Raw genomic sequence first — 18,013 nt, 5'->3', positions numbered from 1 at the left:
GAAAATGCCTTTCGAGATACTGCGACCTGGAATCTCGAGTTGAATGGGAGTATTGAAAACAACGCAGATCTGCTCCCTTTCCCCCTCTCCCCTTTGGGGAGAGGGGTGGATTCACCTGACACAGCAAAAGCCAGTTCTAGCGGGCAATCCCATGCTTGCGCAGCTTTCTATAAAGGGTGTTACGGCTGACCCCCAGTTGCTCCGCGGTATGGGTCATGTGCCAACGCTGTTGCTCCAGGGTGTTGAGCAGGGCCAGGCGCTCGGCATCGTCTAGGGGATATTCGCAAGGCTCATCCACGACCGTCAGCAACGGAACTGGCCGACTTTGCCTGATCATCACCGGCAAATCCTCAAAACCGATCAGCCCGTTCTCGCACAGTGCCGCAAGGGTGCGCAGCACAGTGCGCAGTTGCCGCACATTACCCGGCCAGGCGAAGTCCAGCAGCGCCTGACGCGCCGGCCCGTCGAGCAGTACGTTTTGCTCTGCGGCCTCTTCGGCCAGCAGGAAGTCCAGCAACTGCGACTTGTCGCTACGCTCGCGCAATGCTGGCAAGGCGATTTCCAGGCCATTGAGGCGGTAATACAAGTCCTCGCGAAAACTGCCGTCCTGCACCCGATCAAGCAAGTTACGGTGAGTCGCGCTGATAATTCGTACGTTGACCGCCTGCGGCTCGCCGCCGATGGGCACCACCAGCCGATCCTCCAGCACCCTTAATAGACGGGTCTGCAAGGCCAGTGGCATGTCGCCGATCTCATCAAGGAACAAGGTGCCGCCATCGGCCTGTTGCAACTTGCCGCGCATTCCTTCTTTGCGTGCTCCGGTGAAACTGCCGCCGCGATAGCCGAACAGTTCACTCTCGATCAGGCTTTCCGGGATCGCCGCGCAATTGAGCGCGACGAAGGCTTTATCCGCCCGTTGACTGGCGTGGTGCACAGCCTTGGCGAAGGCTTCTTTACCGGAACCGGTTTCGCCATTGATCAGCAGCGGCACATCGCGCTCGAACACCCGCAAGGCTTTGCGGAAATCGTTTTGCAACGCTGCATCGCCCAGGCAGATACCCGACAGGCGCACACGCTCGGCAACCAGCGCAGTGGGTACCACTGGCGTCGGCACGCTACGCGGCTGACCACGTAACACGGCGAACAAGCCGCGCCCGTCACGGGTGCGCAGCGGCCAACTGGCGTTGGCATTCACACTGGCACGACCGAGCAGTTCATCCAGAGAGCAATCGAAAAAGGCTTCCACCGGTTTGCCAAGCAGCCCGCCGCGCACATGCCCCAGCAGATTCAAGGCGCTCTGGTTGACCGCGCTGATCCGCCCTTCCCCATCAAACGCCAGCAGCCCTTCGCTGAACAGACCGACGGACTCGGCCTGCAAGTGAAAGCGCAGCAACCATTGGTTGTCGAAGTAACGCAGGAAATAACAGCTCTCGATCATCTTCGCCGAGAGGTTGACCAGCGCCATGGTGTGGAACTGGCTTTGACGCGAAACGTCATGGCGTGCCGACGACACATCGAGCACCGCCAGCAGTTCACCGTGGGGGTCGAATACCGGGCTCGCCGAACACGTAAGCCCGGTGTGGCGACCGCGAAAATGTTCGTCTTGATGGATGGTCAGCGACTGACGCTCCACCAGGCAGGTGCCGATGCCGTTGGTGCCTTCACAGGCCTCGCTCCAGTCCGCACCGAGCCAGAGCCCGGCGCGTTCGAAAATCTTGCGCTCGGCGGGCGCGGTAACGCAGTTAAGGATCACCCCACGAGAGTCGGTGAGCAGCACGGCATGGCCGGCGCCGGAGAGTTGCTGATGGAGGCTGGTCATTTCGTTGCCGGCGATCTGCAGCACTTGCTGCAAACGCTCGCGGCTTTCGAGCACGCGACCATGTTCGAGCACCGTCGGCGCGATACTCAGAGCCGGATCGAGGTGATAGTCCTCAAGGCAACGCAGCCAGGAGCGGGCAATGGACGGATCGCTGCCCGGGCCATGCAAGTGGGTTTTGCCCTGAGTCACGGTCAGCACCTGCTGGGCGTGCCGACTCAAATGATTGTTTTGCATTTCTTATTATTCTCCCCGAGAGGTACTGCCCTACACACGTAGCAGTTGCCGAAGGCTACGTCCGGCCGCGCAGCGGTCGTAAAACCTGTGTCCCGCATTCCAGCATTGAAACGAGATTTGCTCGATAGCGAGCGCTTCGCACTCGAACGCAGCCTTCGGCAGCTGCTACAGGGATACTCGACGCCCAGCATCCTCTAGCCGTGCATCCATTGCAATCCCGGCTCGACCGACAAGTCACAGGCTGTACCGATTACGGTACAAAGTGTCACTCAGGCTGTGTCACAAGTGTCACATGCACCGATCGTCCGCCCGATAAAAAAGCCTCAAGCCCTTGATTTACTTGATGTACAACGGACTGGCCCGACCTTTGCTCTAGGCTTATACAAGCGCTACAGCGCGTCCTCCCCAATAAGCACAAAAGCCAGGAGATACCCACCATGCGTTACGCACACCCCGGTACTGAAGGCGCTATCGTTTCGTTCAAAAGCAAATACGGTAACTACATCGGCGGCGAGTTCGTTGCGCCTGTCAAAGGTCAGTACTTCACCAATACCTCACCGGTAAACGGCCAACCTATCGCAGAATTCCCGCGTTCCACCGCCGAAGATATCGACAAGGCGCTGGACGCCGCCCACGCTGCAGCGGACGCCTGGGGCAAGACCTCGGTGCAGGATCGCTCGCTGGTGCTGCTGAAAATCGCCGATCGCATCGAACAGAACCTGGAACTGCTGGCGGTCACCGAAACCTGGGACAACGGCAAAGCCGTGCGTGAAACCCTGAACGCCGACATCCCGCTGGCTGCTGACCATTTCCGCTATTACGCCGGCTGCATCCGCGCGCAGGAAGGCAGCTCTGCCGAGATCAACGAACACACCGCCGCGTATCACTTCCATGAACCACTGGGCGTGGTTGGCCAGATCATCCCGTGGAACTTCCCGATCCTGATGGCCGCCTGGAAACTCGCGCCAGCGCTGGCCGCCGGTAACTGCGTGGTGCTCAAGCCAGCCGAGCAAACCCCGCTGGGCATTAGCGTGCTGATGGAGCTGATCGGCGATCTGCTGCCACCCGGCGTGCTCAACGTGGTGCAAGGTTTCGGCAAAGAAGCCGGTGAAGCCCTGGCCACCAGCAAACGCATCGCCAAGATCGCGTTCACCGGCTCCACCCCGGTCGGCTCGCACATCATGAAATGCGCGGCCGATAACATTATTCCTTCGACCGTAGAGCTGGGCGGCAAATCGCCGAACATCTTCTTCGAAGACATCATGAAGGCCGAACCACAGTTCATCGAGAAAGCCGCGGAAGGTCTGGTGTTGGCCTTCTTCAACCAGGGTGAAGTCTGCACCTGCCCGTCTCGTGCACTGGTGCAAGAGTCGATCTACGACGACTTCATGCAAGTGGTGATGAAAAAGGTCCTGCAAATCAAACGCGGCGACCCACTGGACACCGAGACCATGGTCGGCGCTCAGGCGTCCGAACAGCAATTCGACAAGATCCTGTCCTACCTGGAAATCGCCAAAGGTGAAGGCGCCGAGCTGCTGACCGGCGGCAAGGTGGAAAAACTCGAAGGCAATCTGGCCAGCGGTTATTACATCCAGCCGACCCTGCTCAAGGGCACCAACAAGATGCGCGTGTTCCAGGAAGAAATCTTTGGCCCGGTGGTGAGCATCACCACCTTCAAGGACGAAGCCGAAGCCCTGGCGATTGCCAACGACACCGAGTTCGGCCTTGGCGCCGGCCTCTGGACCCGCGACATCAACCGCGCCTACCGCATGGGCCGGGCGATCAAGGCCGGTCGCGTCTGGACCAACTGCTACCACCTGTACCCGGCGCACGCCGCGTTCGGTGGCTACAAAAAATCCGGCGTCGGTCGTGAAACCCACAAAATGATGCTCGACCACTACCAACAGACCAAAAACCTGCTGGTGAGCTACGACATCAATCCGCTTGGCTTCTTCTAAGCCCTGAAATCCGGGTGAGCCCTTCGCGGGCAAGCCCGCTCCCACAAAAACGCTACGTAACCCTGTGGGAGCGGGCTTGCCCGCGAAGGCACCCCAATAGACACAACAAACATCCCCCTGCCGCTCTGGCACGGGCTTTGCATGCCTGCTCTACAGATAAACCGCTGCGTGAACAGCGTCCATTCCATTCAAACCGCTGCACCCGAAGTCCAGTAGATCAAACAATAAAAATACAGAGAGGACTTATGACTTCTACAACACAGCTCAAACCCACCCTCGGCACCTTGCACTTATGGGGCATTGCCGTGGGTCTAGTGATTTCCGGCGAGTATTTCGGCTGGAGCTACGGCTGGGGTACGGCCGGCACACTGGGCTTTCTCGTCACTGCACTGATGGTGGCGACGATGTACACCTGCTTCATCTTCAGCTTCACCGAATTGACCACGGCCATTCCCCACGCGGGTGGCCCGTTTGCCTATAGCCGTCGGGCGTTTGGCGAAAAAGGCGGATTGATCGCCGGGATCGCCACGCTGATCGAGTTCGTCTTTGCACCGCCGGCCATCGCCATGGCCATCGGCGCGTACTTGAATGTGCAGTACCCGGAACTGGACCCGAAAATAGCCGCGGTGGGTGCCTATTTCGTGTTCATGACCCTGAATATCCTCGGTGTAAGTATCGCCGCGACCTTCGAGCTGGTCGTCACGGTACTGGCAGTGGCCGAGTTGCTGGTGTTCATGGGCGTAGTTGCGCCGGGCTTCAGCTTCAGCAATTTTGTGCTCAATGGCTGGTCCGGTTCCAATGAGTTCACTGTTGCGTCGATCCCCGGAATTTTCGCGGCAATCCCCTTCGCCATCTGGTTTTTCCTGGCCATTGAAGGCGCGGCCATGGCCGCCGAAGAAGCCAAGGATCCGAAACGCACCATCCCCAAGGCCTATGTCAGCGGTATTCTGACCTTGGTGTTCCTGGCAATTGGCGTGATGGTCCTGGCCGGCGGTGTCGGCGACTGGCGTCAATTGGCGAATATCAACGACCCCCTGCCCCAGGCGATGAAAACGGTGGTCGGTAATAACTCCAACTGGATGCACATGCTGGTGTGGATAGGCCTGTTCGGCCTGGTGGCAAGCTTTCACGGCATCATCCTTGGCTATTCGCGGCAGTTCTTCGCCTTGGCTCGTGCCGGTTACTTGCCCGCAGGGCTGGCTAAGCTCAACCGCTTCCAAACTCCACACCGGGCGATTCTGGCCGGCGGCGTGATCGGTATCGCGGCGATCTACAGCGACGGTCTGGTCAACCTGCAAGGTATGACCCTGACCGCGGCGATGATCACCATGTCGGTGTTCGGCGCCATCGTGATGTACATCATCAGCATGCTCAGCCTGTTCAAACTGCGTAAAACCGAGCCGAACCTGGAGCGTACCTTCCGTGCGCCGGGCTATCCGATCGTACCGGGAATCGCCTTGTTTCTGGCGGTGGTCTGCCTGGTGGCGATGGCTTGGTTCAACACGCTGATCGGTATGATCTTCCTGGGGTTCATGGCCGCAGGCTTCATTTACTTCCAGCTGACCGCCAAACAACGCTCCGATGCACCGGCGGATGCCATGCTGACAGGTATCTAGTTGCACCTGCGCCGGGCTGACTCCCGGCGCATGCTCCATATAGGAGCAGCCGGTCGACGCTCGATTGCTCGCGATTGCATCACCGAGGTCACCCTGATAGACCGCGTCGCCTGCATCGCGAGCAAGCCCGCTCCCACATTATTCAGTGTTATCAATACATTCACAGAATTCAGGAAGACACCGCCCATGGCCATATTTGCCCATACCGTCGGCGCCCGGACCTACCGCTTCGACAGCCTCAAAGAAGTCATGGCCAAGGCCAGCCCGGCGCGCTCCGGGGACTTTCTGGCCGGCGTCGCCGCCCTCAACGATGGCGAGCGGGTCGCCGCGCAGATGGCCCTTGCAGACATCCCGCTCAAGCACTTTCTCGAAGAAGTGCTGGTCCCTTACGAAAGTGATGAAGTCACCCGACTGATCATCGACAGCCACGACAAAAACGCTTTTGCCGTGGTCAGCCACCTCACCGTCGGCGGCTTTCGCGACTGGCTGCTCAGCGACGCCGCCGACGAGCAAAGCCTGCGCGTCCTGGCGCCTGGCCTGACCCCGGAAATGGCCGCCGCCGTATCGAAGATCATGCGCGTGCAGGATCTGGTACTGGTGGCGCAAAAAATTCGTGTGGTGACCCAGTTCCGCGGCACCATGGGCCTGCGTGGGCGTCTGTCCACCCGTCTGCAACCGAACCACCCGACCGACGAACCGGCCGGGATCGCCGCGAGCATCCTCGACGGCCTGCTCTACGGTAACGGCGACGCAATGATCGGGATCAACCCGGCCACCGACAGCATCGCCTCGATCTGCGCCATGCTGGAAATGCTCGACGCGATCATCCAGCGCTACGAAATCCCCACCCAGGCCTGCGTGCTGACCCACGTCACCACCTCCATTGAGGCGATCAACCGTGGCGTACCGCTGGATCTGGTGTTCCAGTCGATTGCCGGTACCGAAGCAGCCAACGCCAGTTTCGGGATCAACCTGAATGTCCTGCAGGAAGGCTACGACGCCGGTTTGAGCCTGAATCGCGGGACGCTGGGGCAGAATCTGATGTATTTCGAGACCGGCCAGGGCAGCGCCCTGTCGGCCAACGCCCACCACGGCATCGACCAGCAAACCTGCGAGACCCGCGCCTACGCAGTGGCACGGCACTTCAAACCGTTTCTGGTGAACACCGTGGTCGGCTTCATCGGCCCGGAATACCTCTATAACGGCAAGCAGATCATCCGCGCCGGACTGGAAGATCATTTCTGCGGCAAGCTGCTGGGCGTACCCATGGGTTGCGACATCTGCTACACCAACCATGCCGAGGCCGATCAGGACGACATGGACACCCTGCTGACCTTGCTCGGCGTTGCCGGGATCAACTTCATCATGGGCATCCCCGGGTCCGACGACATTATGCTCAACTACCAGACCACCTCGTTCCACGACGCGCTCTATGCCCGGCAGACCCTAGGCCTCAAGCCCGCGCCGGAATTCGAGCAATGGCTGGCGAAAATGGGCATCTTTACTCAGGCTGATGGCAAGGTGCACTTTGGCAACAGCCTGCCGCCGGCCTTCCGCCAGGCTATGGCGCAACTGGGATGAGTGAACGAGTGATGGAAAAACCGCCTACCGACAGCCAGAACCCATGGCTGGAACTGCGCCGTCTGACCCCGGCACGGATCGCCCTCGGCCGTGTCGGCACCAGCATGCCGACCGGTGCGCAACTAGACTTCCAGTACGCCCACGCCCAGGCCCGCGACGCGGTGCATCTACCCTTCGATCATGCCGGGCTCAGCGCGCAACTGGCTGAGCGCGGACGCAACAGCCTGTTGCTCCACAGTGCCGCCACTGATCGCAACAGCTATCTGCAACGCCCCGATCTCGGTCGACGCCTGGGTGACGACTCGGCGCAAAAGCTGCGGGACTATGCGGTGGTGCAACACCCCGCAGGCGTGGATCTGGCCGTGGTAGTGGCTGACGGCCTCTCGGCGCTGGCCGTGCATCGGCACACCCTGCCGTTTCTGGCACGCATGGAGGAACAGGCTTTGGCGGAAGGCTGGTCGCTGTCACCCGTGATCCTGGTGGAACAGGGTCGAGTCGCGGTGGCCGATGAAATCGGCGAACTGCTAAGGGCGCGAATGGTGGTGGTCCTGATCGGCGAACGCCCCGGCCTCAGCTCGCCGGACAGTCTCGGGCTGTATTTCACCTACAACCCTAAAGTCGGCCTGACCGACGCCTACCGCAATTGCATCTCCAATGTTCGGTTGGAGGGGTTGAGTTACGGGATGGCCGCCCATCGGCTGCTGTATTTGATGCGCGAGGCCTGTCGTCGGCAGCTGTCTGGGGTCAATTTGAAAGACGAGGCACAGGTTCATACATTGGATTCAGACGCTACCACCCACTCAAATGGCAACTTCCTACTTTAAAGCCGGTGTAATCGGCGGCGTCCTGATTGCGCTTTTAGCAGGCTTTAGGCAGCATCAAGCCACGGCTGCCCGAGTAATGACCCGTTTGCCGTCATACCTACTTGAAGTTGAGGCCTATCATGCGGATTACTCAAGCGACCCTGGAACACTTGGACCTGCTGACCCCACTGTTTGTCAAATATCGCGAGTTCTATGGCGCGCTGCCGTATCCCGACTCCTCCCGGGCCTTTCTCGAAAAGCGTCTGCGGCGCAAGGAATCGGTGATCTACCTGGCCCTGTCCAATGAAGATGACAGTAAATTGCTGGGTTTCTGTCAGTTGTATCCAAGTTTCTCTTCCCTCTCGCTAAAACGCGTGTGGATCCTCAACGACATTTATGTCGCCGAAGACGCCCGTCGACAACTAGTGGCCGATAACCTGATCCGCACCGCAAAAAAAATGGCCAAGGAAACCCATGCCGTACGTATGCGGGTTTCCACCAGCATCGACAACGAAGTGGCGCAGAAAACCTACGAGTCCATCGGTTTCCGTGAAGACACCGAGTTCAAGAACTACATACTGCCCATCAGCGAAGAGCTGTAACCAGACGCACGACCGCCAAGCGTCGGCGCAACCAAAAATATCGTCCGAACGCGGCCCGCAGGTTCGGGCCGCGCTCGGACGATCCTGGCGATTTCGATCACTCTCCCCCTCGTGACATTCCCCGCTACAAACTCAACACGCAATTCACATATCAAATCGTATAATGCCGACCTTCACGGGCCGTAAGAAAAACTACACCTCCCTGTAGCCTCATAGTCCGAAGCCTTCGCACAGGCCTGCTGAGTCGGGCCATCACCACAGGTGCCACCCATGGATTTCAACCCGCTCGACCTTATTCTGCATCTCGATGTCTATCTCGATTTGCTGGTAACCAACTACGGGCCGTGGATCTACGCCATCCTGTTTTTGGTGATCTTCTGCGAAACCGGACTGGTGGTGATGCCGTTCCTGCCGGGCGACTCGCTGTTGTTCATCGCGGGTGCCGTAGCCGCTGGTGGTGGTATGGACCCGGTGCTGCTGGGCGGGCTGCTGATGCTGGCGGCGATCCTCGGTGACAGCACCAACTACGTGATCGGCCGAACGGCCGGAGAACGCTTGTTCAGCAACCCCAATTCGAAAATCTTTCGTCGCGACTATTTGCAGCAAACCCACGACTTCTATGAAAAGCACGGTGGCAAGACCGTGACCCTGGCGCGTTTCCTGCCGATCATTCGGACCTTTGCTCCGTTCGTCGCCGGCGTTGCCAAAATGCCTTACTCGCGCTTCTTCTCTTTCAGCGTTGCTGGCACCATTTTGTGGGTCGGCGGGCTGGTCACACTGGGCTACTTTTTCGGCAACGTGCCATTCATCAAGAAGAACCTGTCGCTACTGGTGGTGGGAATCATCCTGCTATCGCTGCTGCCGATGATCATCAGCGTCGTACGCAGCCGCTTGAGCCGCGCAACCTCAAAAGCCGGATCGCGCTGATTACCGATGTGGTCACTCAGCGCCTGGCGCCGACAGCGCACGCTGGCCAAGCATCCCGTTGCCACTGAAACCTGGCAGCGGGTGCGTCAACATCTGAGTTTTCTCGATGGCCTGAGTGACGCTGAAGACCAATGGCTACGCGAGTCCAGCGTGCTGTTCCTGCAAGCCAAGCACCTGACTGCCCTGCCTGGTGTCGAACTTCACCAAGAAGAGCGCCTGCTGCTGGCCGCCCAGGCGCAACTACCGCTGCTGCATCTGGGCGAACTGAACTGGTATCAGGGTTTTCACGAAATCGTGCTCTACCCTGACGACTTCCTCAGCCCGCAGCGCCATCGCGATGCCAGCGGTGTCGAACATGAGTGGAACGGCGAACACAGCGGCGAAGCCTGGCAGCAAGGGCCCGTGATTCTGGCGTGGCCCGGCGTGCTCGCCAGCGGCGGCTGGGAAGGTTACAACCTGGTGATTCACGAACTGGCGCACAAACTCGACATGCTCAACGGCAACGCCAATGGCCAGCCGCCACTGCACAGCAACATGCGCGCCAGTGAGTGGGCCTCGGTAATGCAGAGCGCCTACGACAACCTCAATCGCCAACTGGATCGCAATCCCGACGCCGAAACCCGGATCGATCCCTATGCAGCGGAAAACCCGGCCGAATTCTTTGCCGTGACCAGTGAGTACTTCTTCAGCGCGCCGGACGTGCTGAACAGCACCTACCCGAAGGTCTATCAGCAATTGCAGCTGTTTTATCGCCAGGACCCACTCGCCAGACTCAAACAATTGCAACTAGGCCATCCGGCTTATCAGGTACACGACTAAGGTCTACACGACCTCTGGCACGTGGCATCGATGGTGGAATATGACTATAATTGATGCCACTTTTTGGTCAATCCGGCCAGTCATTTGGCCAACCACGGGGGCACCGCCCAATGAGCTACAGCAAGATTCCGGCTGGTTTAGACCTGCCGAACGACATCTACGTCGCCATCGAGATTCCGGCCAATCACGCGCCGATCAAATACGAAATCGACAAAGACAGCGATTGCCTGTTCGTTGACCGTTTCATGGCCACCCCAATGTTCTACCCGGCCAACTACGGTTTCATCCCTAACACCCTGGCTGACGATGGTGATCCCCTCGACGTGCTGGTCGTGACCCCTTACCCGGTTGCTCCAGGTTCGGTAATCCGTGCACGTCCTGTCGGCATTCTGCACATGACCGACGATGGCGGCGGCGATGCCAAAGTGATCGCAGTTCCACACGACAAACTGTCGCAACTGTACGTCGACATCAAAGAGTACACCGACCTGCCAGGCCTGCTGCTTGAGCAGATCAAGCACTTCTTCGAGAACTACAAAGACCTCGAAAAAGGCAAATGGGTGAAGATCGAAGGTTGGGGCGACGCAGAAGCCGCTCGCGCCGAGATCATGAAGTCGGTTGCTGCCTATAAAGGCTGAGACGGCATTGGCTGATCGCCACTGACTGTTTCAAAAAACCCCGGTTATCCGGGGTTTTTTTATGCCGGGATAAACACAACAAACGCCGCCCGCCAGCGCCTTTCAAGTAAGTCCTGGGCCAGGTATTGAGAAAGCGGCAGCTCTGGATCGCCCTTTGGGCTGGGAATTTTTCAAAAAAATCAGTATGCTGCGCCCCACATTCGCGCATCGACCGTTTCGAACGGCCAGATCGTCCCGACACGGCAGATAATTTTCTCGCCAAGTCCCACAGCCAGACGCCAGATCTGGATGTACGTTTTGAAGGCTGGCGCGGCTTACCAAAAATAAGCCAAGCCAGTCCCCGAGAAGCCGGCCACAAGCCGGCTTTTTAATGCCTTTTTGAAAGCCACCCTCATCTATTGAAATCCGCTACAGCCTTGCTAGATCAAGGGTTTCAGCCTATTTTTGTTCCAGCGACTTCTTTTTTAATCCACCGGCTTCCACGACAAAGTGGGGGATCAAGTGGGGGATTGGAGAGCGAAAATCATGGGAAAGCTGACCGCCAAACTAGTCGAAAATTTGACCGAACCAGGCACCTATGAAGACGGTGATGGACTGCGCCTGGTCGTGACCTCCGCTGGCCGGAAAAATTGGGTGCTGAGGTTTCAGCTCCACGGCAAACGCAGGGAGATGGGCCTTGGTGGGTATCCTAGTCTCGATCTGAAAAAAGCACGTGCTGCGGCATTCGAAAATCGCATTCAGGTCCTGAAAGGCGATGACCCACTCGCCAAGCGACAAGCTGAGCAGGCCGCTCAGAAAGAAGCTGAACGCCGCGAACAAGCGAAGCAGATTACCTTCGAAACGCTAGCCAACGACTACCGTGATGCCCACGGCTCCAGTTGGTCGGAGAAGTGGCGCAAAGGCTGGCTTCGTAAGCTGGAACTCTATGCCTTTCCCTATTTAGGGAAACTTTCAGCAGATGAAATCGAGACCAAGCAGGTTCTCAAAACTTTGCAGCCGATCTGGTCGACCAAAACACGCACGGCAGATGAAGTACGCGGGCAGATTGAACAGATTCTAGATGCCGCCAGATCGAGAGGGCTGCGGGTCGGTGAAAATCCGGCTCGCTGGCGCGGCCATCTGGAAAATCTGCTGAGCCGCCATGAAAAGAAGAAAGCTCGCAAGCGTGTTCACCACCCTGCCCTCGCATGGCAGGATCTACCAGAACTCATGCAGGCACTACGTAACCTCCCCACCGCCGTATCGATAGCCGCTCAATTCTTGATCCTTACCGGCGCCCGTAGCCACATGGTGAGATTTGCTCAATGGGACGAGTTCGATCTGGAATCAGGCCGATGGTCCTTGCCCGCAGAACGGATGAAAACGCGCGAGCCATTCGCTATCCCCCTCGCACCGGAGGTCGTCGAGTTGGTGAAAACCCTGCCGCGAATTCGAGTACGAAGCCCCTACCTCTTTCCTGGTAACGGCCTTAGCGGCGTGATGCACGCTAACGGCATTCGTAGTCTTCTGCACGAATTGGGCTATGAGCACATCACTCGCCATGGATTCCGCTCAACATTCCGAGACTGGGCCGGCGAGACCACAGCCTTCCCACGAGAGATCTGTGAGCTTGCCCTCGCTCACGACGAGCGTGGGGAAACTGAAAGCGCGTATTCCCGATCAGACTTTTTCGACAAGCGAAGAGAGCTGATGAGCGCTTGGGCGAAATATGCCACATCATCGCCCAAGCAAAAGCCAGGCGATGCGGACACTTGAGTGTTTGGTGAGCTAATCGGTGTGGATAGGCACATCCGCCCTGCTGGCGACAGCGGCGACACCGGCGACAACCCGCGTAATACCTGGCCTGCAGCGTGGCGACAGAGGTGGCGACTGTCGCCGTTGCAAGCCTGGCTCTTGGGGCTTTCTCGGCCAAGCCCACGCGAGCGGGAAGGCTCCGCATTCCCACTCGCATGGGCTCACATTAAAAACCGACGAACGACCACCCGACCATGGAAAACCACCGACCTCCAAAGTCTTCCAGCGATACCGATTGGCGCAACAGCCGCCCCCAAAATACTGTTGACCGCGAGCGGAACGAGCGCTAAACCAGAACTGTACAAGCGCTGTCCTCGACAGCACCCAGGTAGCCAGAACCTTTGAGGCTACGCCACATCGTGGTGGTTCACCCCAAGTGCGATTAGCGTCCGGCGGCTCGCACGGTCACTACCCATGTGATGGATGCCTACTTCTTCCAGAGCGCCGACTGCGGCAACTCATACTCCTTCCTGGCTGCTCTGCAGCAACTTATCCGCTTGGCCATTTCTTGCGCCAACCTGTTGCCCGTCTCTTTGCCCCCTAAAGAGACGGGCGCATATCACACTGCTGCAGCCCTGCTCGCACGGGCCTTTGCGGCTTTCCCCCTCGTGACAATCGGCGTGACAAACACCGAATGCTCACTCACCACAGCGATGCCGATGATGGTGCCGCAGCCCATGAAATGGACTGCACCTGACTGACAGTCAGGCATGCCCCGGTCATCACATCACTGCCTTCACCTGACTCAGGATCTCGCGGCATTGGTCTCGTCAGCCAGTGCAGCCTCCACCCGCCCACTTCTACGGAAGTGTTCAGGAGGCCAGATCATGAGATGCCCAAGCTCCCGGTCGTAAAGAGCCGTCAGTCCCGCGTAGTGGACAAACCTCACAGGTCGCAGGGGCCTTGATCCCTGGCAACACTCAACAACCGTGGCGGGATGAGTGAGGACGAAGTCGATAATCTCAGGAGAATTGCGATGCAACTGTCCGAAGCGTTCGAGCCACCACAACTATTGCTGGAATACCAGCAGGCGCCCTACCAAGCGCAACATCAACCCCAGCCAGAATTACAGCGTGTCGCCGCTTCTGTCGCCACCCTGTCGCCACGCGCCAGGCCAGAAACGACGCGGGTTGTCGCCACTGTCGCCGCTGTCGCCACACCACCCCTGGAGCCTACCAATCTCGCCCGGCTGATCGAGCAACTGCGTGAGGAAGGGGCACTGCTGCAACACCACGAGAACGCCCTCCTGATCCGCCCGACACACTGGCGGCAGGTGGACAGGCTCAGCCCTCACTGGAAAGCCCTGCTGCTCTTTCTGCAAACAAACGAAAACGGTGATGACGATGACCTTGATTAGTCGGCGTGATGGTCGCAACTTTGGCTATGGCCGCCAGCTGAGCTATGCCGGCTCACAAGCGCTAAAGGATTTGTTTGCCGGCGGCCACTTCGCCACGGTCAAAGCGCATAGCGATCGCTGGCATGCGTTCGTGCGTTGGTGTCGATCAGCGGACGGCCCTGGTTACAACGATGCGCGCCAGATCGATCGACAAACGCTGCAAGACTACGCCGCGTACCTGCGCCAGCAGACCCAGCAAGGTGAACTCTGCATCGCCACCGCGCAGAACCGCCTGAGCAGCGTCAACCGCACCCTCGCTGCGCTGCGCGGTGATCAGGATGTGAGGATCGCCAGCCCGAGCCAGGCGTTAGGACAGCAGCGCTCGAGCGTACGCACCCGCGCGCCGGATGGCCAAGACCACCAACAGGTGCGGCGAGTACTCGAGGCGCTGGGCGAACAGCACCACGAGCGGGTGGCCGCGATTGTCCTGTTAGCCCGAACAACCGGTATGCGCCTGCGCGAAGCAATCCTGGCGGACCTGCCACGCTTGCACCGAGAAGCCGAACACTTAGGCCGCATCAACATTCAGGACGGCACCAAAGGCGGCCGCTCAGGCGCATCAGCGCCGCGATGGGTCGCGGTAAATGAAGCGGTGAAAGCGGCGCTGCAGTTTGCTCGTAAGGTATCGCCGCCCCGCAGCCGCAACTTGCTGGCCCGCGACGAAAGCTACGCCGCGTTTCTGCATCGGGCTGTACTCCCCGCCCGTGAAACGCTGCATGAACACGGCCTGAAGGGTTTCCATGAACTGCGAGCGGCCTACGCCTGCGAGCGTTACGAACAGCTCACTGGCCACGCCGCCCCGGTCAACGGCGGCCATTGCTATCGCATTGACCGCGACCTTGATCAACAGGCGCGGCAGCAGATCAGCCTTGAGCTCGGGCATAACCGGATCGATGTAGTGTCGGCCTACATTGGAGGTCGAGCATGAGCAAGCCCTTCGATATGGCGCTGTTCCTGAGCGGCGTACTGACCGGCTCGAAGATCACCCAGCAACGCCACCTACGCCAAGCCCGAGTCATGCAAGCGGCCATTCAACAACGATGGCAGCGAGATAATCCCTGGACCTGGCAGCTCAAGCATGTGCGCTGGTTTCTCACTCAGCACCTGAAAGACCACTCAGACGCCACCCGGTATTACTATCGACTCACCACCCTATTGATCTGGAAACGATTAGGAAATAACCGAGAAATACTGACCTAACGCTAGATCCATAAATAAGCGTTACAGAATAGGCACTTAGCGAATACTGCGAGTGCTTTTTTTGTGCCTAAATGGGTCGTTTTGGCTCGGTAATACCGGTTTTACGATAGCGCTTGTAGTGGTTTGTAATGCGATCGTCTGTCAATATCAGGCCGTCTTTCAACACCTTGATGCGCTAAGTGTCGATGAACTTGATCATTTAACGGCCCACCGTAGGACTCGCGTGCTGTATGTGTGGAATGGGCAGCTGGTGTAACCGGTAGCCCTGCCGATTGCTCGACTTGTACCTAATGCCAGGAGAGGCCTGAGGTGATTGATTTGGATGGGGAAAATTCATGGTAGATGCGGTGCAAGACAAAAAATACGTGATAGATTTTTACAGTCTTTCGATCACGCCGACAGCAAGCGTTGCGTCTATCGCTGCTGGCCTAGAGGCTATCGTGGCAGGACCTGGGAGCCGGTCGTTCGAGGTTAACGGCTACACGCGAGAAATATGGCAGCCACTCCAAAGGTCCGCACCACTGCCTGACTCGTTTGCTGGACAGTTCCGGAAATTTCGCACCAGCGATCTTCCCGAAATCGGTTCTGCCGGGCAGGATGCTCTTGAGCTAGAGCTCGAGGCCAATCAGGGGCTGGTCGAGCGAAATTTCTTCGTCTACTACCCTGTTCGAAGCCTCCTCGGCTGGTGCCGAAATTCGCACGGTAACACAGCGAATCAATTCGCCAAGTTCCTATCCGCGCTATGGTCCACGAAAGTCATCGCCGGGCCAATACTCGCGCCGGACGCAGCCAGACGAATCATGCGCAATGAGATTTCCCTCAAAAAAATAATACTGACAATTCCCCGCCCTTCGAATCCTGACATGTACTCCGACAATGACTTCACCCGAGGCATGATGGAGATGATGAGTGGATCGGACGCTGACTCGATTCATATCGAAATGGGTATCGACTCTCGCAGAAGCGATACACGCGGAAGCCTGGCGGCGCGACTGAAACGCGCGCTAACAGAGGCGGCCTCCCTAGGCGCTTCGACGGCCAAGGCTATCGTCTATGATGAGGGTATCGAGCATCCTATTGACCTGATTGCTGATCGAGTATTCTCAGTTCAGGAGCTAGAGACGAACGCGAAGTACCCGCCGGCGGGCACAATGTATCAGGCCGTAGACACTGCGAGGCAAGAATGCCAAGGATCCATAGATGACTACTTTGGGCCGCCAGATGGCGCTGTTGATTAGGGTGCTTTTATCTGCCGGTGTCGGCTATTCGTTTGAACGCTGGTCTAACGTCGAAGCTGCTCAGATCTATAGCGCCACAGGTGTGGTGGCAGGTGTTTGTGCAACACTCCTTGGTTTCTTGATAGCGTCAGTCGCAATAATCACTGCGCTTGTCGAGAAGACGCTGATTGCGAATATGAAGAAAACGGGACATTACAAGGTGTTGATGGACGAGGCGTTCCTAACCTGCGCCTTGCTTCTCGTGACGCTTGCTATCAGCACGGCAGCACTTGTGGTTGCCCAGGACTCGGTAAAGCATGTCTCAACAGTTACTGCTTTTTTTCTGACCTTGAGCTTGCTTTATGCCTATGGGTCGGGCAGAAAATTTGCGGTAGTCGTGTCGACCATTTAGCCGGCGCTTCAGTGTGATAGTTAGGCCCGCCGCCGAACGGATTTTTCATGTCCGGCATTGCCTTCTGCCGCCTAACTCGCCGATGCCAAGCTTGCTCTCGCTCACTCTTTCCCGGTCGCGGTAGGGATGGCAGTTACCTGCCACCCCCCGCACAGATCCGTACGTGCGGAACTACCGCATACGGCTCCTGCCTTGGGTACGTGACGCGAAGCGATCTTCAGGATACGGGTGTGCGTTCTTTGGACTCGGTATGTAATGATCTGTGAGCAACCCGAAGCGAGACCATTGCAGCCGATTTCGCTGGCTGCGTCGCCCGAGGGCCTGACGCCAATATCGGCATATGGCCTTCCTGAAGCCACTCAACAGCTTCAAGTTTCCTGGCACCGCGTGGTAATTGAAGTAACCACTCACCACTCGAGTGAGCCATTGCCCTTGAGCCCGGATGGGTTCATGACGTCGGCGCTTCAGCTCATCCCGAATAGCCAGTAGCGTCGCACGCATTCGCTTCTTGACCGTCAGTCGCAGTATTTGAAAGCCACCGCTTCTGTTGGTACTACAACAGTGCGTGAATCCCAGGAAATCAAACGTCTCCGGTTTACCTAACCCTCGCTTCCTACGATTTCTCGCAGCAAAACGACCAAACTCAATCAGTCGTGTTTTCGAGGCATTGAGGGACAATCCGAACTTGGCCAACCGCTCCTGCAACTGCACCAGAAACTGCTGAGCCTGCCATTGCGTCCTGAAACCCACCACGCTGTCGTCCGCGTAGCGCACAACGATTACATCGCCACGGGCATGTCGCTCGCGCCACTGCCTTGTCCACAGATCCAGCACGTAGTGAAGATAGATATTCGCCAGCAGCGGCGAGATTACGCCGCGTACGATCTTGCATACTTTTTTCTCTGCTGCCTGAGCCAGTCGACGTCTCGCTGGCGTTGAACCCCGGATCGGGATCAACCCGGAATACCACCAAAATTTCGCCCTTATGAATTTCGAC

Annotated in this window: 17 protein-coding genes; 15 read left to right on the top strand and 2 right to left on the bottom strand. The window is 58.1% G+C overall.

Annotated features, from left to right (window positions below; translation table 11 throughout):
- Window positions 1–136: 136 nt before the first annotated feature.
- Entirely contained in the window at window positions 137–2,053 is a 1,917-nt protein-coding gene (locus tag ACZYSM_RS07890; RefSeq protein ID WP_489070493.1) for a sigma-54-dependent Fis family transcriptional regulator, read from the bottom strand.
- A 437-nt stretch (window positions 2,054–2,490) separates the two neighbouring features.
- Here ACZYSM_RS07890 and exaC point away from each other — a divergent pair, with 437 nt between their 5' ends.
- The 15 genes from exaC to ACZYSM_RS07815 all read left to right on the top strand — a co-directional run bounded on the left by exaC (window position 2,491) and on the right by ACZYSM_RS07815 (window position 17,016).
- On the top strand, window positions 2,491–4,011 hold the full coding sequence (gene exaC / locus ACZYSM_RS07885) for an acetaldehyde dehydrogenase ExaC (RefSeq protein ID WP_489070491.1): 1,521 nt from the start codon (window positions 2,491–2,493) through the stop codon (window positions 4,009–4,011).
- Window positions 4,012–4,256: 245 nt separating this feature from the next.
- On the top strand, window positions 4,257–5,627 hold the full coding sequence (gene eat / locus ACZYSM_RS07880; RefSeq protein WP_489070489.1) for an ethanolamine permease: 1,371 nt from the start codon (window positions 4,257–4,259) through the stop codon (window positions 5,625–5,627).
- Between the two features lie 186 nt (window positions 5,628–5,813).
- Complete coding sequence (locus ACZYSM_RS07875; protein ID WP_489070487.1) at window positions 5,814–7,208, top strand: ethanolamine ammonia-lyase subunit EutB; 1,395 nt, start codon at window positions 5,814–5,816, stop codon at window positions 7,206–7,208.
- An 11-nt stretch (window positions 7,209–7,219) separates the two neighbouring features.
- Window positions 7,220–8,032: an ethanolamine ammonia-lyase subunit EutC gene (eutC, locus tag ACZYSM_RS07870; protein WP_489070831.1), complete on the top strand. Its 813-nt coding sequence runs from the start codon at window positions 7,220–7,222 to the stop codon at window positions 8,030–8,032.
- 119 nt (window positions 8,033–8,151) lie between these two features.
- Complete coding sequence (locus ACZYSM_RS07865) at window positions 8,152–8,613, top strand: GNAT family N-acetyltransferase (protein WP_489070485.1); 462 nt, start codon at window positions 8,152–8,154, stop codon at window positions 8,611–8,613.
- Window positions 8,614–8,883: 270 nt separating this feature from the next.
- Window positions 8,884–9,540: a DedA family protein gene (locus ACZYSM_RS07860; RefSeq protein WP_489070483.1), complete on the top strand. Its 657-nt coding sequence runs from the start codon at window positions 8,884–8,886 to the stop codon at window positions 9,538–9,540.
- Window positions 9,541–9,546: 6 nt separating this feature from the next.
- Window positions 9,547–10,359: a M90 family metallopeptidase gene (locus ACZYSM_RS07855; protein ID WP_489070481.1), complete on the top strand. Its 813-nt coding sequence runs from the start codon at window positions 9,547–9,549 to the stop codon at window positions 10,357–10,359.
- Between the two features lie 110 nt (window positions 10,360–10,469).
- Complete coding sequence (gene ppa, locus ACZYSM_RS07850) at window positions 10,470–10,997, top strand: inorganic diphosphatase (protein ID WP_489070479.1); 528 nt, start codon at window positions 10,470–10,472, stop codon at window positions 10,995–10,997.
- 525 nt (window positions 10,998–11,522) lie between these two features.
- Window positions 11,523–12,752, top strand: coding sequence for a tyrosine-type recombinase/integrase (locus ACZYSM_RS07845; RefSeq protein WP_489070477.1), 1,230 nt, complete (start codon window positions 11,523–11,525; stop codon window positions 12,750–12,752).
- Between the two features lie 458 nt (window positions 12,753–13,210).
- Window positions 13,211–13,492 carry a hypothetical protein gene (locus ACZYSM_RS07840; RefSeq protein WP_489070475.1) on the top strand — a complete coding sequence of 94 codons (282 nt, stop codon included), beginning with the start codon at window positions 13,211–13,213 and terminating at the stop codon, window positions 13,490–13,492.
- A gap of 275 nt (window positions 13,493–13,767) precedes the next feature.
- Complete coding sequence (locus tag ACZYSM_RS07835) at window positions 13,768–14,148, top strand: hypothetical protein (RefSeq protein ID WP_489070829.1); 381 nt, start codon at window positions 13,768–13,770, stop codon at window positions 14,146–14,148.
- On the top strand, window positions 14,135–15,115 hold the full coding sequence (locus ACZYSM_RS07830) for an integrase domain-containing protein (RefSeq protein WP_489070473.1): 981 nt from the start codon (window positions 14,135–14,137) through the stop codon (window positions 15,113–15,115). Before ACZYSM_RS07835 ends, ACZYSM_RS07830 begins: the two co-directional genes overlap by 14 nt.
- Entirely contained in the window at window positions 15,112–15,387 is a 276-nt protein-coding gene (locus tag ACZYSM_RS07825) for a hypothetical protein (protein ID WP_489070471.1), read from the top strand. The genes ACZYSM_RS07830 and ACZYSM_RS07825 overlap by 4 nt, the downstream gene beginning before the upstream one ends.
- 335 nt (window positions 15,388–15,722) lie before the next feature.
- Window positions 15,723–16,625, top strand: coding sequence for a DUF6731 family protein (locus tag ACZYSM_RS07820; RefSeq protein WP_489070469.1), 903 nt, complete (start codon window positions 15,723–15,725; stop codon window positions 16,623–16,625).
- Window positions 16,588–17,016: a hypothetical protein gene (locus tag ACZYSM_RS07815; RefSeq protein WP_489070467.1), complete on the top strand. Its 429-nt coding sequence runs from the start codon at window positions 16,588–16,590 to the stop codon at window positions 17,014–17,016. Before ACZYSM_RS07820 ends, ACZYSM_RS07815 begins: the two co-directional genes overlap by 38 nt.
- 171 nt (window positions 17,017–17,187) lie before the next feature.
- Here ACZYSM_RS07815 and ACZYSM_RS07810 read toward each other — a convergent pair.
- On the bottom strand, window positions 17,188–18,013 hold an 826-nt coding region (locus tag ACZYSM_RS07810; protein ID WP_489070465.1), incomplete at its 5' end, for a reverse transcriptase domain-containing protein.

The organism is Pseudomonas sp. F220, from assembly GCF_057813935.1.
Note: the sequence above shows the minus strand (reverse complement) of the source record. Positions and strands in the feature narration are given on the sequence as shown.

Excerpts from the sequence above, each read along its gene's own strand:
- ACZYSM_RS07890 (WP_489070493.1), bottom strand. The coding sequence starts at position 2,053 with ATGCAAAACAATCATTTGAGTCGGCACGCCCAGCAGGTGCTGACCGTG.
- exaC (WP_489070491.1), top strand. The coding sequence starts at position 2,491 with ATGCGTTACGCACACCCCGGTACTGAAGGCGCTATCGTTTCGTTCAAA.
- eat (WP_489070489.1), top strand. The coding sequence starts at position 4,257 with ATGACTTCTACAACACAGCTCAAACCCACCCTCGGCACCTTGCACTTA.
- ACZYSM_RS07875 (WP_489070487.1), top strand. The coding sequence starts at position 5,814 with ATGGCCATATTTGCCCATACCGTCGGCGCCCGGACCTACCGCTTCGAC.
- eutC (WP_489070831.1), top strand. The coding sequence starts at position 7,220 with ATGGAAAAACCGCCTACCGACAGCCAGAACCCATGGCTGGAACTGCGC.
- ACZYSM_RS07865 (WP_489070485.1), top strand. The coding sequence starts at position 8,152 with ATGCGGATTACTCAAGCGACCCTGGAACACTTGGACCTGCTGACCCCA.
- ACZYSM_RS07860 (WP_489070483.1), top strand. The coding sequence starts at position 8,884 with ATGGATTTCAACCCGCTCGACCTTATTCTGCATCTCGATGTCTATCTC.
- ACZYSM_RS07855 (WP_489070481.1), top strand. The coding sequence starts at position 9,547 with ATGTGGTCACTCAGCGCCTGGCGCCGACAGCGCACGCTGGCCAAGCAT.
- ppa (WP_489070479.1), top strand. The coding sequence starts at position 10,470 with ATGAGCTACAGCAAGATTCCGGCTGGTTTAGACCTGCCGAACGACATC.
- ACZYSM_RS07845 (WP_489070477.1), top strand. The coding sequence starts at position 11,523 with ATGGGAAAGCTGACCGCCAAACTAGTCGAAAATTTGACCGAACCAGGC.
- ACZYSM_RS07840 (WP_489070475.1), top strand. The coding sequence starts at position 13,211 with ATGGATGCCTACTTCTTCCAGAGCGCCGACTGCGGCAACTCATACTCC.
- ACZYSM_RS07835 (WP_489070829.1), top strand. The coding sequence starts at position 13,768 with ATGCAACTGTCCGAAGCGTTCGAGCCACCACAACTATTGCTGGAATAC.
- ACZYSM_RS07830 (WP_489070473.1), top strand. The coding sequence starts at position 14,135 with ATGACCTTGATTAGTCGGCGTGATGGTCGCAACTTTGGCTATGGCCGC.
- ACZYSM_RS07825 (WP_489070471.1), top strand. The coding sequence starts at position 15,112 with ATGAGCAAGCCCTTCGATATGGCGCTGTTCCTGAGCGGCGTACTGACC.
- ACZYSM_RS07820 (WP_489070469.1), top strand. The coding sequence starts at position 15,723 with ATGGTAGATGCGGTGCAAGACAAAAAATACGTGATAGATTTTTACAGT.
- ACZYSM_RS07815 (WP_489070467.1), top strand. The coding sequence starts at position 16,588 with ATGACTACTTTGGGCCGCCAGATGGCGCTGTTGATTAGGGTGCTTTTA.